Below are 16,452 nucleotides of genomic sequence, written 5' to 3' on the forward strand. Positions count from 1 at the left end.
AGATTTTATACAAAGTACTTGATGTAACTTGGACGTCATGGACTCCGACGTCGGTGCGCTCGCGGCGCGGCTGTTCGCCGACTCCTGCCCGCCGGAGCGGGTACGGGAGCTGATGGCGACCCCGGCCGGGTACGACCGGGACGCGTGGCGACGCTGGGCCCGCGACACCGGGCTCGCGGGACTCGGCGTCCCGGCTCGCTACGGCGGGCTCGGATCGCCGCTGCCGGACCTGGCCGAGGTGTTCGAGGCGGCCGGGCGGACGCTCGTGTGCGCGCCGCTGCTCTCGACCGTCGGGCTTGCGGTCCCGCTGCTGCTGGCCGCCGACGACCAGGGCGCGGCCGAACGCTGGCTCCCGGGCCTGGCCGCCGGCACGACGACCGCGACGGCTGCGATCCCGGCACCGGCCGAGCCCCCCGTGACGGTGCGCGGCGGCCGGCTGTCCGGACGGGTCGAGCGCGTGATCGACGGCGCGACGGCCGACCTCGTCCTGGTCGTCGCCGGAGCCGAGGGGTTGTTCGCCGTGGACACCACCGGCCTGACCCGCCGGCCGCTGATGAGCCTCGACCTCACCCGGCGCCAGGCCTCGATCGAGTTCGACGGCACACCGGCCACCCGGATCGGCACCGCGGGCGCCCGGATCGAGCAGGCTCTCGACGTCACCCGCGTCCTGCTCGCGGCCGAGCTCGTCGGCGTCGCCCAGCAGTGTCTGGACAGCACGGTCGCGTACGCGAAGCAGCGGGTCCAGTTCGGCCGCCCGATCGGCTCGTTCCAGGCGGTCAAGCAGCGCGCCGCCGACATGCTCGTCCGGGTCGAGCTCGCCCGCTCCGCCGCGCACCACGCGGCCGCGCACCCCGGCGAGCCCCCGGTCGCCGCGCTGGCCAAGGCCTACTGCGCCGAGGCCGCCACGTCGGTCGCCGCCGACACGATCCAGCTCCACGGGGGCATCGGCTTCACCTGGGAGCACCCGGCGCATCTCTACTACAAACGCGCCCTCACCGACGACGAGATTCTCGGCGCGGCGGCCACGCAGTGGGCCCGGGTGAGCGACCATCTCGATCGTGTCCTCTGAACGCGGCCCCCTCGCGGGCGTCACCGTCGTCGCACTGGAGCAGGCCGTGGCCGCTCCGATGGCCACCCGCACCCTCGGCGACCTCGGCGCCCGCGTCGTGAAGATCGAGAACCCGCGCGGTGGCGACTTCACCCGCACCTACGACCAGGTCGTGAACGGGCAGGCCGCGCACTTCGTCTGGCTCAACCGGGGCAAGGAGTCGGTGGCGCTGAACGTCCGGCACCCGGACGGCCGCGCGGTGCTCGACCGGCTGCTCGCCCGCGCCGACGTGCTGGTCTCCAACCTCGCTCCCGGCGCGACGGCCCGCCTCGGTCTCGCGCCCGACGAGCTCGAACGCGACCATCCGCACCTGACCAGCGTCGAGATGAGCGGGTACGGAACCGGTGGGCCGCTCTCCGGGAAGCGGGCCTACGACCTGCTGGTGCAGGCGGAGACCGGGGTCTGCTCGCTGACCGGGACGCCGGACGCGCCGGCGAAGCCGGGGCCTCCGTTCGCCGACGGCATCACCGGGCTGTACGCCGCGATCTCGGTGCTGGGCGCGCTGGCCGAACGCCGGGTCACCGGGCGCGGGGCCCGCATCGCGGTGAGCATGTTCGACGCGATGGCCGAGTTCATGGGCTACCCGCTGACCTGGACCGCGGCGACCGGCGTCGAGCAGGAGCCGGTCGGGATGGGCTCCCCCGCGGTCGCGCCGTACGGGGCGTTCCCGACCGCGGACGGCCGGACGGTCGTGCTCGGCACCACGAACGACGCCGAGTGGACGCGCCTGGCGGCCCTGCTCGGTGAGCCCGGGCTGGCCGAGCGGTACCCCGACAACCCGTCCCGGGTGGCGCACCGCGCCGACCTCGACGCGATCGTCGGAGCCTGGTGCGCGGCCCGTCCGCTGGCCGAGATCCAGGCGGCGGCCGACGCGGCCGGCATCGGCAACGCGGTGTACCGGACGACGAGCGAGGTGCTCGCCCATCCGCAGCTGGCGTCGCGTGACCGCTGGCGCGCGGTCGACACCCCGGGCGGGCCGGTCGACGCGCTGCTGCCGCCGCCGATCGTCGCGGGGCGCACCGCGCCGATGGGACCGGTGCCCGCTCTCGGCGAACATACCGATGCGGTTCTCGCCGAACTCGGATACACCTCGGAGGACGTCGCCGAGCTGCGCGCCGCGCAGGTGCTGGGACCACTGGAGGACTGATGGACAACGCTGACCTGGCCGAGATCGTCGCCGCGGTGCGGACGTTCGTGCACAACGAGGTGGTTCCGCGCGAGGAGGAGATCGACGCCACGGACGCGGTGCCCGAGTCGCTCGTCGCCGCGTGCAAGGACATGGGGTTGTACGGCTTCACGATCCCCGCGCAGTACGGAGGGCTCGGCCTGACCGTGACCCAGGAGATCGAGCTGGTCTTCGAGCTGGGCTGGACGACGCCGGCGCTGCGCTCGCTGTTCGGGACGAACAACGGCATCGCGGGGCACGTGCTGCTCGAGGGCGCCACCGACGAGCAGAAGAAGGAGTGGCTGCCGCGGCTGGCGTCCGGTGAGGTGACCGCGTCGTTCGCGCTGACCGAGGCCGACGCGGGGTCCGACCCGTCGTCGCTGACGACGAGCGCGCGCCGGGACGGCAACCGGTGGGTGCTGAACGGAGCCAAGCGTTACATCACGAACGCGCCGGTGGCCGACGTCTTCATGGTGTTCGCGCGGACCGACCCGGACGCGCCGGGCAACCGGGGCATCACCGCGTTCCTGGTGCCGTCGGACACGCCCGGGGTGAGCGTGGCGCCGGCCGACCGCAAGATGGGCCAGTTCGGCGCCCACACCGCCGACGTCCACTTCGACGACGTCGTGCTCCCGCGGGACGCCGTGGTGGGCGGCGAGGAGGGCGTCAACGTCGGCTTCCGGACCGCGGCCCAGTGCCTGGCGCACGGGCGCGTCCAGATCGCGGCGCTGTGCGTGGGGATGGCGGGCCGCCTGGTGGCCGAGTCGGTGGAGTTCGCCCGGTCCCGCCGCTCCGGTGGCGCGCCGATCGCACGCTTCCAGCTCGTCCAGGGCCTGGTGGCCGACTCCGTGACCGACCACTACGCGGGCCGCGCGCTGGTGCGCGAGGTCGCGGCCGCGTACGACGCAGGCACCGACAAGATCACCGGCCCGTCGGCGGCCAAGTACTTCTGCTCCGAGATGGTGAACCGGGTGGCCGACCGGGCGGTCCAGATCCACGGCGGAGCGGGTTACATGCGGGGGGTGGCGGTCGAACGGTTCTACCGGGACGCCCGGCTGTTCCGGATCTACGAGGGCACGAGCCAGATCCAGCAGGTGATCATCGCCCGCCAGACCCTGGGCCCCGCCGCCCGCGGCTGACCGGGCGAGACCGCCGCCCTCGACCGCGCCGTTCGGTGGCGAACACCCGGGCTCAGCCCGGCGTCGTGCGTGCCCGGAGCGTCAACTCGGCGCGGCGGAGTTTGCCGACCTCGGTGCGCGGCAGGGCGTCGACCCGATGGAAGGCGACCGGCACCTTGTAGGCGACCAGGTGCTCGCGGCACCAGGCGACCAGGGCCTCGTCGGCGACCTCGTCGCCGACCACGAACGCCACCGGCACCTCGCCGAGGCGCGGGTCCGGAGCACCGACCACGGCGGCGTCGGTCACCGCCGGGTGGAGCCGGAGCACCTCCTCGACCTGCTCCGGGAACACCTTGTGGCCGCCCCGGTTGATCAGGTCACCGGCGCGGCCGGAGATCCAGACGAAGCCCTCGGGGTCGAGAACCGCCAGGTCTCCGGTGTCGACGTACCCGTCGGCGTCGACGCGGTCGTCGAGACGTTCGCCGGTCGCGTACCCCGACGCCCGGCGCGGCGGCTTCACCCAGAGCCGCCCCGCGGGGTCGAGACGCACGGACACGCCCGGCAGCGGACGGCCGGCCGCGCCGACCTTCTCCGGGTGCTCCCGGGCGTCGGCGGCCGTCCAGCCGATCACCTCACCGAGTTCGGCCTGCCCGTAGCTGTTGAGCACGAACGCCCCGAACCGTTCGGTGAAGCGCCGGGCGTGCAGCGGGGAGAGCGGCGCGGTGATGCTGCGGACGTACTTCAGCGGGGACAGGGCCGGGACCTCGGACTCGGTGAGCATCGCGATCGCGGCCGGTGGGAGAACCGTGGACCGGATCCGGAACCGGGCCACCAGCGCCGCGAACTCCGCCGGCCGGAAGCGATCCATGATCACCAGCGCGGCGCCGGCCCGGAGCCCGAACAGTGCGTTGTAGATGCCGCTGTTGAGCGCGAGCGACACCGGGATCAGGTTCGGCGAAGGCGGCCGGCCCGGCGAACCCGGCCCGCGCAGCGGACCCAGCACCCGGTCGAGCAACTCCAGGTAGCCCTCGTGCGTGTGCAGGATCGCCTTCGGGGTGCCGGTGGTGCCCGAGGTCCAGGTCACGAACGCCGTCCCGTCGTCGTAGCGACGTCCGCCGCCGAGCCGGGTGATCCCGGACGCCTCGACCAGGACCTCGGGTCGCGCCGCGGCCAGCGCGTGCTCGACCTCCGCGGCCGGAGCGGCCGCGTTCACCGGTACGAACACCGCGCCCGCCGTCCAGATCGCGGTCATCGCCACCACGGACTCCGGGCTGTTCGGTACGCGGACCGCCACCGCCGTGCCCGGCCGTACGCCCTCCGCACGCAGCCGGTCCGCGAGCTCATGCGCCGCCGTGCGGGCCGCGCCCGCGGTCATCGTGCGGTCCGCGGTGTGCAGCAACGCCTCGTCGTCGGCGAACGGATGCCGGAGCAGCAGGTCGGCGAGCGTCATCACACCGGTCGGTCGCCGAACAGCGTGACCCGGTGCAGCACGCGCTCGGCGCCCCCGGTGTCGCCGACGACCGCGTGCTGCGTGCACCGGTTGTCCCAGATCACCAGGTCACCGACCTGCCACTTGTGCCGGTAGACGTACTCGGCCCGGCCGACCCGCGCGTACAGGTATTCCAGCAGCGGCGCGCTCTCCTCCGGCGACCAGCCGTCGATGTGCGAGGTGTAGTCACCGTTGACGAACAGCGCCTTCCGGCCGGTCACCGGGTGGGTGCGCACCACCGGGTGGGTCTGGGTGACCGCGCGGCGGTCCAGCCCGGCCGACTGCGCGAGCGTCGTGCCCTGGTGGACGGCGCGCAGTGTGCCGAGCGTCGCCCGCAGCCCCGGCGACAGATCGTCGTACGCCTGGGCGGCGTTCGACCACATCGTGTCGCCGCCGACCTCGGGGATCACCCGCGCGAGCAGCATGCTCAACGCCGGGGGCTGCTCGGCGTGGGTGGTGTCGGCGTGCCAGCGCTGGGTCAGCGGCGTCGGCTCGTGGATCTTCATCACGCCGGGGTGGCCCTCGATGCTGGGCACGTACGGGTGCACCGAGACCTCGCCCCAGCGGGCGGCGAACGCCAGCTGGTCGTCGGGCGTCATCGCCTGCTGACCACGGATGCAGATGACCTGATAGGTCAGGAACGCGTCCTGGATCGCGTCGAACGTCTCGTCGTCGACGCCGGCGGCCAGGTCGACGCCGGTGAGGATCGCGCCGAGCGCCGCGGAACACCTGTCGATCCTCATGCCGCCGCCCGCTCGAGAATGTGGACGCCGCACGCGGACCCGAGACCGATCACGTGGGCCAGCCCCACGCGCGCGCCCTCGATCTGCCGCGGGCCGGCCTCGCCACGCAGGTGCGTCGCGACCTCCCAGACGTTCGCGATCCCGGTCGCGGCGATCGGGTGCCCCTTCGACTGCAGGCCGCCGGACACGTTCACCGGCGTCGCCCCGTCACGCCACGGAGCGCCGGAGCGGAAGAAGTCGACCGCGCCGCCTTCCGCGCAGAGCATCAGGTTGTCGTAGTGCACGAGCTCGGCCGTCGCGAAGCAGTCGTGCAGCTCGACCAGGTCCAGATCCTCCGGGCCGACACCGGCCGCCTCGTACGCCTGGCGGGCCGCGGCCCGGGTCAGCGTGTTCACGTCCGGGAGGACCTGGCAGGACTCCTGCCACGGGTCGCTGGTGAGCACCGACGCGCCGATCTTCACCGCGCGGCGCCGCTGCTCCAGCGACAGCGTCTTGAGCTTCGCGCCGCTGACCACGACCGCCGCCGCGGCCCCGTCGGTGTTGGCCGAGCACATCGGGCGCGTGTTGGGGTACGCGATCATGACGTCGTTCATGATCTGCTCGAGGCTCATCTTCTTCTGGTAGGCCGCCAGCGGGTTGAGCGTCGAGTGCGCGTGGTTCTTCTCGCTGATCCGCGCGAACAGCTCGAAGTCGGCGCCGCCGTACTTGTGGCCGTACTCCATGCCGACCTGCGCGAACACCCCCGCCATCGTCTCGGTGCCGATCCGGCCGTCGACCGTCCCGACCGCGCCGAACCGGCCGGTGCGCTCCCACGTGCCGGTGGTCTCCGTCCGCGGGCGTGCGCCCAGCAGCCCGGCGCCGGACAGTTTCTCGACGCCGACCGCGAGCCCGTAGTCGGCCTCGCCGGCCTTGATCGCCATGCACACCGTGCGCAGCGCGGTCGCCCCGGTCGCGCACGCGTTCTGCACGTTGTAGACCGGGATGCCGGTCTGCCCGATCTGTTTCTGCAGCAGCTGGCCGATGCCGCCCACCCCGCCGAGCAGGTTGCCGGCCGCGAGCACCCCGACGTCCGTCATCGTCACCCCGCCGTCGGCGAGCGCACCCAGCGCCGCCTCCGACGCGAGGTCGACGAGGTCCTCGTCGGGGTGCTTGCCGAACTTCGTCATGTGGATCCCGAGGATCCAGAGGTCGTCGGTCACTGCTCGGCCCTCCCGAGAGGCGTGAACGCGTAGTTGACCGCCTCGACGCCCTCGGCGTCGGTGCCGGCCACGTAGGTGGTGAGCGCCACCTTCATTCCCAGGTGGACGGCGTCCGGTGAGGCGTCGACGCCGACCAGGTTGGTGCGGACGCTGGTGCCCTCGCAGTCGACGACCGCGGCCACGAACGGCACCGGCACGCCCGGCGCGGCGAACGTCACGATCGTGAACGAGCGGACCTCGCCGGTCGTCGCGACCGGAGCCGGGTGGAAGTCCCGGCCGCCGCAGTTCGCGCAGGCGTTGCGGCGGTCGAAGTACCGGGCCGCGCAGGACGTGCACTCGGACGCGACGAGGCGCGGTGGCGGGCCGAGTTCCAGGTAGTCCACGAACGGGATCTGTCGGGTCGTCATCCGGATCCTTCCGGTCGGGGGTCGAGGAGCGCGGCCGCGATCGCCGCGCGGTGGGAGCGGGGGGCGCCGAGGACCGGCTCGGCGGCCTTGACCCGGCGGTACCAGAGGTGCAGCGGCTGGTCGGCGTGGATTCCCTCGCCGCCGCCGAGCTGATGGGCCGACGCGGTGACGCGACGGCACCGCTCGGACGCGACGGCCTTGGCCACCGCGGCCGCGCGCCGGATCTCGCCGTCCGGAGCGCCGTCGTCGACCAGCCGGACCGCCCGCTCGACGACGCCGGCGGTCAGCGTGGTGTCGAGCAGCATGTCGGCGCAGCGGTGTCGGACGGCCTGGCGCCGGGCGAGCGGCGGGCGCGCGGTCACCCTCTCGACCGCGTGACGCAACGCCGCCTCGGCCGCCCCCAGCGCATCGGCCGCGAGCGCGATCACCCCACGCGCGAGCGCGGTCTCGAGCGGAGCCGTCCCGAGCGACGTCGCCGGTGCTCCGTCGAGGTGGACCGCGCACGAACGGTCGAGCCCGATCGTGGGGATCGGCTCGAGGCGCACCCCCGGCGCGGCCCGTTCGACCGCGAAGACGCCGGTGCGGGCGACCACCAGCAGGACGTCGGCGCTCGCGGCGTAGGGGACGAAGCACTTCGTGCCGTACAGCCGCCCGCCCTCGGCCCGGGTGGACACGTCGTCGGTGCCGTCGGGCCCGGTGCGGGCGAACGCGTACCGGCGCGCACCGGAGCGCAGCGCGGCCACCTCCTCGTGGGCCCCGAGGGCGGCCAGCACCGCACCGCTCTGCACGAACCCGTTGTGCACCGGTGACGGCACCGCGGCCCCGGCCAACCGGCGGACCGCGTCCACGGTGGCGCCGAACGACCCGGCGAACAGCCCGCCGCGCACCGCGCCCCGCCACCAGCCGGCGTCGTACCCGGGCTCGTCGGCGGCCAGCGCGAGCACCGCCGCCGGATCGAGCGCCGGGATGCCCGGCGTCATCGGGGCAGCCCCAGCGCGGTCCCGGCGATCAAGTCACGCAGCACCTCGTTGGCGCCGGCGCCGATCGTGCCGTGGACGCGTTCGAGGTACTCCCACGCGAACCGGCCGCCCGCGGCCGCGTACGGCGGGGCGGGCGCGTACGGCGGAGCCCAGACCGTGCCGGCGTGACCGGTGATCTCGGTCGCCGCCTGCGCGAGGCGCTGCAGCAGCTCGGTGCCGGCGATCTTGGCCAGCGGCCCCAGCCCGGGCTCGGCCACCGCCCGGGCCGCCAGCACGGTCGCGGCCTCGACCTCGATCTCCAGCCCACCGATCGCGTCACGCACGAGCGCGTCGCCGGTGAGCCCGGGCGTCGCGCGGACGTGCGCCACCAGCAGATCGAGCACGTGCCGGGCGAACCCCAGGTAGAACAGGCCCGACCGCTCGGCCCGCACCGACGCCACGAGCTGCCGCCACGCCCCGCCCGGCGCGCCGAGGACCGCGGACGCCTCCAACCGGACCCGGTCGAACTCCACCTCGTCGAGCGTCCACCCGTTCATCGTCGGACGCCGCCGCACCCGCACCCCCGGCGTTCCCATCTCGACCAGGAACATCGTCATCGTGGTCTCGCCGGTGCGCGCGATCGTCACGCACCAGTCGGCCTTGTGCGCGCCGGTGACGAGCGTCTTCGTGCCGGTGAGCCGGTAGCCGCCGCCGTCGGGCACCGCGGTCGTCGTGATCGCGCGCAGGTCCGTGCCCGCGCCGGCCTCGGTGTAGGCGACGCACATCAGCAGCTCGCCGCTCAGCATCCGGGGCAGGAGCAGGGCCAGCTGGGCCGGGCTGCCGTACTGCAGCACGGGATGGCCCGCGAGGGTCAGCGCGGTGTCGACGAGCGGCGCGTCCGAGGCCGCCGCCACGTAGTCGAACGCGGCCTGGTGGCGCACGCCGCGCCCCGGCCCGCCGTGCTCGGGCCCCACCGCCGACCCCAGCAGCCCCGCCGCACCGGCCCGCCGGGAGAGCGACCGCTCGAACTCCTCGCCGAGCCCGGTGAGGTCCGCCGGGTCCGCGTGCTCGGCGGCCGCGCCGAGCTCACGCTCGAGAAAGGCACGCACCTCGACGCCGAACGCGGCCGCGTCCTCCCCCAGCGCGGTGGGCGGCATCACGCGTCACCCCGGCGGTCCCAGCCGCGCTCCTCGGCGACCAGGGCACGCAGTTCGTCCTTGCGGACGCGCCCGGTGGTGCTGTTGCGCGGGAACTCGTCGAGGACACGCACGTACCGCGGCACCATGAAGGCCGGCAGCCGCCCGTCCAGGAACTCCACGAGCGACGCCGGTGCGAACGCCGGGTCGTTCACCAGCACGGCGGCCAGCAGTTCGTCGTCGCCCAGACCGGACGGGACCCCGACGGCGACGCACTCGACGACGGCGGGGTGTTCCGCGACGGCGCGCTCGACCTCGAACGAGGAGATGTTCTCGCCGCGGCGGCGGATCGCGTCCTTCCGCCGGTCGAAGAACGTGTACCAGCCCTCGGGATCCCGCCGGAACAGGTCACCGGTGTGGAACCAGCCGTTGCGCCAGGCCCGCACGGTCTCGGCCGGGTCGTTGTGGTAGCCGAGGTTCAGCGCCCACGGCTCCGCGCTCCGCACGATCAGCTCACCGACGGCACCGTCGGGCACGGGGTGATCGTGCGCGTCGACGAGCCGGATCTCCGGCCACGGGTACGACGTCCGGTCGCGTCCGGTCGCCTCCCACGGCCCGTGGTCCCAGCCGGACGTGATCGGCGCGCCGACCTCGGTCTGGCCGTAACACGTCGCCACCCGGACCCCGAAGCGCTTCTCGAACGCCTCCATCTCCGGGATCATCGGGCCGAGGATCACGCTGCGCAGCGGGTTGTCGGCGTCGCGCGGGGTCGCGTCCGCGCCCCACAGCAGCGCGGTCATCGGGCCGACCAGTGCCGCCACCCGCGCGTCGGTCGCCCGCACGTCGTCCCAGAACGACGTCGCGCTGAACTTGTCGCGGAACACGAACCGGCCGCCGCGCCGCATCGCGTAGGCGAACCCGGAGCGCCCCGAGTTGTGGAACATCGGCAGCGGGTTGAACAGGCCCTCGCCCGGCGCGAGCGTGTCGTCGGGCACCCAGGACCACATCTGGACCGCCAGTCCCCAGGGTGTGATCACGGCCTTCGACGGGCCCGTCGTCCCCGAGGTGAACAGCAGGCTCGCGACGTCCCACACGTCGGGCCCGGCGAACTCCCCCGGCCCGGCCGCGGCCGCGAACTCGTCCGCCGGGACCAGCCGCAGCTCACCCAACGGCCGCACCTCCTCGCCGGCGAGGTCACCACCGGGCCAGCTCGTCCCGGGGGCACGGCTCGCGTCGGAGTCGTCGACGAAGACGACCGTGCGCAGAGCGGGGAGGCCGGGGACGAGCGGGCTGACCCGCTCCCAGAACGCATGGGTCGTGAGCAGGTGGGACGCGTCGGAGAGCGTGAGCGCGTGACGCAGCATCGCGCCGACGTACGCGGTGTTCAGCGGCACCTCGACCGCGCGCAGCCAGCCCAGCGCGAGCAGCGCCCGGTGCCCGGAGAACCCCGGCGGCAGCAGCGTCGCCACGTGCGTGCCCGCGGTCACGCCGAAACGGCTCAACGCCCCGGCCCAGGCCGTCGCCTCCGCGTGCAGTGCCGCGTACGTCAGCGACCGGCCGTCCACGTGCGCCGACGCCACCGCGTCGGGCGTCAGCGCGGCCCAGCGCGCGACGGCGTGCGGCGGTAACCCGTTCCGGTCGAGCATCGACTCTCCTAGGTCGCGGGACGGCTTCGGGGCAGCCCCAGCCGACCCGCGGCGACGATCTCGCGCATGATCTCGCTGGTGCCGCCGTAGATCGTGTCGACGAGGCTGTTGCGGAACGCGAACTCGACCTCACCGGCCACCGGCGCGTCCGGCGCGCGCTGGTCGAGCACCCCCTCGGGCCCGAGCAGGTCGAGCAGCGCGGAGTGCTGCCGCTGGGCCGCCTCGCTGGTGTAGAGCTTGGCCATCGAACCCTCGACGCCGGGCAGGCCGCCGTTCCGGGTGATCCACTCGGCCCGCGCGGTCAGCAGCCGCGCGACCTCCTCGTCGATCCGGAGCCGCGCGAGCGTCCCGGCGGCGCCCGGGTCGCTCAGCAGGTCCGGGCGGTCGGCGACGACGCGGTCGAGCAGGCCCGGCCGGTGGTTGCCGTTGCGCGTCCCGCGCTCGAAGACCATCGCGATCCGGACGACGTCCCAGCCGCCGTCGACGTCGCCGACGCGGGCGCCGTCCGGCACCCGGACCCCGGAGTAGAACGTCGCGTTCGTGCGCTGGCCGCCGACCGTGTGCACGGGCTGGATCTCCACGCCCGGCGCGTCCAGCGGCACCAGGAAGAACGTCAGCCCGCGGTGCTTGGGCGCGGACGTGCGGGTGAGCAGGAAGACGTGGGTGGCGCGGTCGGCGGTGCTGGTGAACATCTTCGCGCCGTCGATCAGCCAGCCGTCGCCCGCCCGGACGGCGCGGGTGCGTGCGGCGGCCAGGTCCGAGCCGCAGCCCGGCTCGGTGTAGCCGAGCGCGATGATCACCTCGCCACGCAGCGCGGCCGGGATCACCGCACGTTTCTGCTCCTCGGTGCCGACCCGCTGGAGGGTCTTGAGCACCATCCAAGTGGTGATCCAGCCGTCGGACGCGAGGCCGTAGTCGTGGATCTCGTCGAAGACGGCGTCGGCGAAGCGCTCGTCGACGGCCGAACCGCCGTGTTCGGGCGGCCAGCCCGCGGCCAGCAGGCCCTGGTCGGCGAGGAGCCGGTGCAGCTCGGCGTGGTGGTGGTCGCCGCGGAGACGTTCGTCGGCGACCCACTCCGGGCGGAGGTGCTCCGCGCCCCAGCGACGGGCGGCGTCCCGGTGCGCGGCGAGGTCGTCGTGCGGGGTGAAGTCCATCAGAAGACCTCCCGGGCCAGCGCGCGGTAGAGGTCGCGGGGCGCACCGAGGGCCAGCGGCCAGGCGGTGGCGCGGCGCCGGTACAGCTGGATGTCGTACTCGAGCGTGTAGCCGTACCCGCCGTGGAACTGGAGCCCGGCCCCGGCGGTCTCCGCGGCGACGTCCGCCGCGTGCAGAAAGGCCATCAGCGCGAGCGCGTGCCCGTTCCCGGGCGCCGCGTGCTCGCGGTCGAGGGCCCAGGCGGCCTCGTGGACGAGGAGTTCCGCGCCGTCGCCGGCGGTGGCGGCGTCGGCCAGGCGGTGGGCCACGGTCTGGAACCAGCCGATCGGGACGCCGAAAGCCTGCCGTGACGTCACGTACTCCACGCTGATCCGCAGGGCCTCGGCGCGCAGTCCGTCCAGGAGCGCGGCGGTGAGCAGGGTCCACTCGGTCACCGCGGTGCGGTACGCGTCCCGGGCGCCGGTCGCGAGCACGGTGGCTCCGGCCAGTGGCACGTCCGCGAGCGGCTGGCACCCCAGGTTCGGCGGTGCTCCGCCGGGCGGTGCGTCCCGCCGGACGACGCACAGGTCCTCTCCCACCAGCACGAGCACCCGCTCCGCCACCGCACCCGCCGGCACCAACCGCGCCAGCGGTGACCCCGCCGGCAGGGGGCGCAGGGCCAACGTCGGAACGGAGGAGCCGGTGGTGAGCGCGGATCCGGTGCCCGGGTAGCGGGCCAGCAGGCGGGTCGCGGCCCACACCTCGGCCAGCGGCACCGGCGCGAGCCGCCGCCCGGCCTCGCGCGCCACCACGACCAGGTCGGCGAGCGACGCGCCGCTCACCCCCATCAACGGCACCTCGGCCGCGACGAGCGTGCGCCACAGCTCGGCGTCGAACCCGAGCGGCTCGGCCGCACGCACCCGCGCGGAGGGCGACTCCTTCGCGAACAGGTCGGCGAAGACCTCGCGCAGCGTCTCCTGGTCCGCGGTGAGCGTCAGGTCCATCTCCTCACGCCCCGAACGACGGCGGACGCTTGTCGAGGAACGCCCGGACCGCCTCCCGGTGGTCGGCGGTCGCGAACGTCAGCGCCTCCATCGCCAGCGACGCGTCGAGCACGCGGTTGACGCGGTCCACCAGCTCGGCGTTGGCGAGCCGCTTGTTGAACTGGATCGCGACCGCGGGCCCGGCCGCGATCCGCTCCGCGAGCTTCGTCGCCTCGGCCGTCAGTTCCGGCGCCGGGTACACGTGGTTGACCAGCCCGAACGTCAACGCCTCCTCCGAGGAGAGCAGGTCGCCGGTGAACAGGTACTCCTTGCCCCGGTTGAGCCCCAGCAGCAGCGGCCAGAGCACCGTGCCACCGTCGCCGGCGACCAGCCCGGCCTTCACGTGCGGGTCCCCGATCCGCGCGCCGTCGGCCATCAGCGTGATGTCGCAGAACAACGCCATCGTGGCGCCGAGTCCCAGCGCGTCGCCGTTGACGACGGCGATCATCGGCTGCGGGACGCCGAGCTGCCCGCGCACGACGGCGGCGGAGCCGTGCAGCAGCTCGGGATGGCCGTCGGCGTAGCCGGCGCCGTCCAGGTTCGCCTGCATCCCGCTGAAGTCCGCGCCCACGCAGAACGCCTTGTCGCCGGCCCCGGTGAGCACCACGACCCGGACCTCGCGGTCGGCGGCGATCCGGGCGAAGAGCGGCGCGATCTCGTCGTGCATCTCCGGGGTGATCGCGTTGCGCCGCTCGGGCCGGTCGAACGTCACCCAGAGGACGCCGGGCGGCCGTAGCTCGGTCCGGAAGAACTGGAACGCGTAACGGTCGGACATGAGGACCCCTCAGACGGAAGCGGCCAGGCCGGGGACGCCGACCTCGGAGGCGTAGCGGTCGAGTTCGGCGACGAGAGCGTCCGGCAGCGGTATGCCGTCCCGGCGCCGTTGCGCGGCCCGCGCGTGCTCGAGCTCGCCGGGCACCAGTACGCGTGGCACCCCGGCGGCGGGCCTCGACGCGTGCACGTCACGGATCAACGCGTCGACCCGGTTGCGGAAGTCGGGCAGGAACCGTCCCGGGTCGATCGCCACGAACACGAAGCCCTTGGCGACGCGCTCCGCGCCGTGCGCCGGCGAGCGGGTCCGTTCGGTGCGGCCGAAACTGCTCCCGGTGAGGACGCCCGCGAGCACCTCGACGAGCATCGCCAGCCCGTATCCCTTGTGCCCGCCGAACCACTGCAGGTGTCGCACCGAGGCCGCCGCGGTGTCGGTGGTCGGGACCCCGTCCGCGTCGGTCGCCCAGCCCTCCGGGATCGACGGGTCGCCGCGCTTCTGGGCCAGCAGCAGCTTGTTGCCGGCGACGGTCGTCGTCGCGACGTCGAACACGATCGTCGGCTCTTCGTCCGTGGGGACCGCATAGGAGAGCGGGTTGGTGGAGAACAGCTGGTCGATCCCGCCGAACGGCGGCACGAACGCGGGGCCGTTCTGGAAGCACAGGCAGATGCGGCCGGCGCGGGCGACGCGTTCGGTGTAGGCGGCGAGCGCGCCGAGGTGCGTCCCCTCGCGCACCCCGACGACCGCGACGCCGTGTTCGGCCGACAGCTCGATCGCGTGGTGGACGGCGGCCAGCCCGGCGATCTGCCCGAAGCCGAGGCCGGCGTCGAGCAGCAGCGTCGAGCCGTCCTCGTGCACGATCCGCGGTTTCGCCGCCGGGTCGATGTGTCCGCTGCGGACCCGCTGGGCGTAGAGGGAGATCAGGTGCGCGCCGTGCGAGTCGACGCCACGCAGGTCGGCCTCGACCAGCAGGTCCGCGACCGTGTCGGCGTACTCGCGGTTCGCTCCCAGCCCTTCCAGGACGTCGGAGAGCAGCGTGTGGAGCCGTTCGGCGGTGACGATCATCGGAGCTCCAGCGGCAGGTAGACGTTCTTCGTACGCACGAACTCGGCCAGCCCGTCGCGGCCGCCCTCCTTGCCGTAACCGCTGCGCCCGAAGCCGCCGAACGGGGCTCCGGCGGGCAGCGCGGCGAACCCGTTGAGCGAGACGTACCCGGCGTCGAGAGCGGCCGCGACCCGGTGCGCGCGGCTCAGGTCGGTCGTGTGGACGTACCCGGCCAGCCCGTAGCGCACCGAGTTGGCCAGCGCGACCGCCTCGTCCTCGTCGTCGAAGGTGAGGACCGTGAGCACCGGGCCGAACACCTCCTCCTGCGCCAGCGGCGCATCGGGCGGGATCCGGTCGACGACGGTCGGCGCGACGTAGGAGCCGGGAGCGTCGAGCCGGTGACCGCCGGTCAGGAGCTCGCCGGGGGTGCCGGTGAGCATCCCGAGGATCCTCTCGGCGTGCCGTTCGGACACCACCGGGCCGAACGCGGTCGCCGGGTCGAGCGGGTCGCCGATCGGCATCGCCGCGATCGCGTCGAGGGCCTTGCCGACGATCACGTCGTGGATCGACGAGTGCACGATCAGCCGGGTCGGCATCACGCAGCCCTGGCCGGAGTTGCGCATGCAGGCCACGCCCGCGAACGCGCCGGCGGCGTCCAGGTCGGCGTCGGGGAACACGATGTTCCCGGACTTGCCGCCGAGCTCGCACACCACCGGCGTGATGTGCTGCGCGGCCGCGACCAGGATCTGCCGGGCGGCGTCGAGCCCGCCGGTGAAACTGATCTTGTCGACGCCCGCGTGCGCGACGAGGGCCCGCCCGGCGTCCACCCCGCCCGGCAGGACGTTGAGCACGCCCGGCGGGAGGCCGGCCTCGAGCGCCAGCTCGCCGAAGAGCACGGCGCTGAACGGCGCGAGCTCCATGGCCTTGACGACGACCGTGTTGCCCGCCGCGAGCGCCGCCCCGGCCTTCCTGGCGAGCGCGGAGATGCCGCCGTTCCAGGTCGCGACGACCGCGACGACCCCGTACGGCTCGGGCAGCGTGTAGTCGAACGCCTGCTCCGGGAAGATCGGGACGACCCGGCCCTCGATCTTGTCGGCGAGCCCGGCGTAGTACTCGAGGTAGTCGGCGGCCCGGGACGGCAACGCGGTGGCCCCGAGGATCGGCGAGCCGCACTCGAGCGTGAGCACCTGGCCGATGAGCTCGGCCCGGCCCCGGATCAGCGCCGCGAACCGGAGGAGGAGGTCGCGCCGCTGGTCGGGGCGGGTGGCGCGCCAGGACTTCCGGGCGGCCCGCGCGGTGGCGACGGCCGCGTCGACCTCGGCCGCACCGGCCAGCGGGACCACCGCCTGCGTACGCCCGGTGGCCGCGTCGACGTGGGCGAACTCGCCGCCGGTGCCGTGGCCGAGCCGCTCGTCGCCGATCAGCAGCCGCACCGGTGGCAGGACGGTGCGCGCCACCCGCTCGTGCCGGTCGGCGTCGACGAACATCAGCGC

At 74.1% G+C, this 16,452-nt stretch carries 15 protein-coding genes; 3 read left to right on the forward strand and 12 right to left on the reverse strand.

The window, feature by feature from the left end:
• Positions 1-37 precede the first annotated feature (37 nt).
• The 3 genes from CRYAR_RS25520 to CRYAR_RS25530 are packed head-to-tail and all read left to right on the forward strand — an operon-like array spanning position 38 to position 3,412.
• Positions 38-1,069, forward strand: a complete 1,032-nt coding sequence (locus CRYAR_RS25520) for an acyl-CoA dehydrogenase family protein (protein ID WP_051570943.1) — start codon at positions 38-40, stop codon at positions 1,067-1,069.
• A complete protein-coding gene (locus CRYAR_RS25525) occupies positions 1,059-2,255 on the forward strand; it encodes a CaiB/BaiF CoA transferase family protein (RefSeq protein WP_211247629.1) in 1,197 nt (398 codons plus the stop codon). The genes CRYAR_RS25520 and CRYAR_RS25525 overlap by 11 nt, the downstream gene beginning before the upstream one ends.
• Positions 2,255-3,412, forward strand: a complete 1,158-nt coding sequence (locus CRYAR_RS25530) for an acyl-CoA dehydrogenase family protein (RefSeq protein ID WP_035855679.1) — start codon at positions 2,255-2,257, stop codon at positions 3,410-3,412. The genes CRYAR_RS25525 and CRYAR_RS25530 overlap by 1 nt, the downstream gene beginning before the upstream one ends.
• 52 nt (positions 3,413-3,464) lie before the next feature.
• Here the strand turns inward: CRYAR_RS25530 and CRYAR_RS25535 are convergent, their stop codons facing one another.
• The 12 genes from CRYAR_RS25535 to CRYAR_RS25590 are packed head-to-tail and all read right to left on the reverse strand — an operon-like array spanning position 3,465 to position 16,446.
• On the reverse strand, positions 3,465-4,841 hold the full coding sequence (locus CRYAR_RS25535) for a class I adenylate-forming enzyme family protein (protein ID WP_035855681.1): 1,377 nt from the start codon (positions 4,839-4,841) through the stop codon (positions 3,465-3,467).
• On the reverse strand, positions 4,841-5,623 hold the full coding sequence (locus CRYAR_RS25540; RefSeq protein ID WP_035855683.1) for a TauD/TfdA dioxygenase family protein: 783 nt from the start codon (positions 5,621-5,623) through the stop codon (positions 4,841-4,843). Before CRYAR_RS25540 ends, CRYAR_RS25535 begins: the two co-directional genes overlap by 1 nt.
• Positions 5,620-6,822, reverse strand: coding sequence for a thiolase family protein (locus CRYAR_RS25545; protein WP_035855685.1), 1,203 nt, complete (start codon positions 6,820-6,822; stop codon positions 5,620-5,622). The genes CRYAR_RS25540 and CRYAR_RS25545 overlap by 4 nt, the downstream gene beginning before the upstream one ends.
• The gene (locus CRYAR_RS25550; RefSeq protein ID WP_035855686.1) at positions 6,819-7,229 is read right to left on the reverse strand and encodes a Zn-ribbon domain-containing OB-fold protein; all 411 of its coding nucleotides are present in this window, start codon (positions 7,227-7,229) and stop codon (positions 6,819-6,821) included. Before CRYAR_RS25550 ends, CRYAR_RS25545 begins: the two co-directional genes overlap by 4 nt.
• Entirely contained in the window at positions 7,226-8,209 is a 984-nt protein-coding gene (locus CRYAR_RS25555) for an acyl-CoA dehydrogenase family protein (RefSeq protein WP_051570944.1), read from the reverse strand. The genes CRYAR_RS25550 and CRYAR_RS25555 overlap by 4 nt, the downstream gene beginning before the upstream one ends.
• Positions 8,206-9,345 (reverse strand): acyl-CoA dehydrogenase family protein, encoded by a 1,140-nt coding sequence (locus tag CRYAR_RS25560; protein WP_035855687.1) that lies wholly within the window; start codon positions 9,343-9,345, stop codon positions 8,206-8,208. Before CRYAR_RS25560 ends, CRYAR_RS25555 begins: the two co-directional genes overlap by 4 nt.
• Positions 9,345-10,970 carry an AMP-binding protein gene (locus tag CRYAR_RS25565; protein WP_051570945.1) on the reverse strand — a complete coding sequence of 542 codons (1,626 nt, stop codon included), beginning with the start codon at positions 10,968-10,970 and terminating at the stop codon, positions 9,345-9,347. Before CRYAR_RS25565 ends, CRYAR_RS25560 begins: the two co-directional genes overlap by 1 nt.
• Positions 10,971-10,978: 8 nt before the next feature.
• Positions 10,979-12,124 carry an acyl-CoA dehydrogenase family protein gene (locus CRYAR_RS25570; protein ID WP_035855688.1) on the reverse strand — a complete coding sequence of 382 codons (1,146 nt, stop codon included), beginning with the start codon at positions 12,122-12,124 and terminating at the stop codon, positions 10,979-10,981.
• Complete coding sequence (locus CRYAR_RS25575; protein WP_035855689.1) at positions 12,124-13,107, reverse strand: acyl-CoA dehydrogenase family protein; 984 nt, start codon at positions 13,105-13,107, stop codon at positions 12,124-12,126. Before CRYAR_RS25575 ends, CRYAR_RS25570 begins: the two co-directional genes overlap by 1 nt.
• A 4-nt stretch (positions 13,108-13,111) precedes the next feature.
• Positions 13,112-13,921 (reverse strand): enoyl-CoA hydratase/isomerase family protein, encoded by an 810-nt coding sequence (locus CRYAR_RS25580; RefSeq protein WP_035855690.1) that lies wholly within the window; start codon positions 13,919-13,921, stop codon positions 13,112-13,114.
• Between the two features lie 9 nt (positions 13,922-13,930).
• Positions 13,931-14,980, reverse strand: a complete 1,050-nt coding sequence (locus CRYAR_RS25585) for an Ldh family oxidoreductase (RefSeq protein WP_051570946.1) — start codon at positions 14,978-14,980, stop codon at positions 13,931-13,933.
• A complete protein-coding gene (locus CRYAR_RS25590; RefSeq protein ID WP_051570947.1) occupies positions 14,977-16,446 on the reverse strand; it encodes an aldehyde dehydrogenase family protein in 1,470 nt (489 codons plus the stop codon). Before CRYAR_RS25590 ends, CRYAR_RS25585 begins: the two co-directional genes overlap by 4 nt.
• Positions 16,447-16,452: the final 6 nt, after the last annotated feature.

This window comes from Cryptosporangium arvum DSM 44712 (genome assembly GCF_000585375.1).
Taxonomy (GTDB): domain Bacteria; phylum Actinomycetota; class Actinomycetes; order Mycobacteriales; family Cryptosporangiaceae; genus Cryptosporangium; species Cryptosporangium arvum.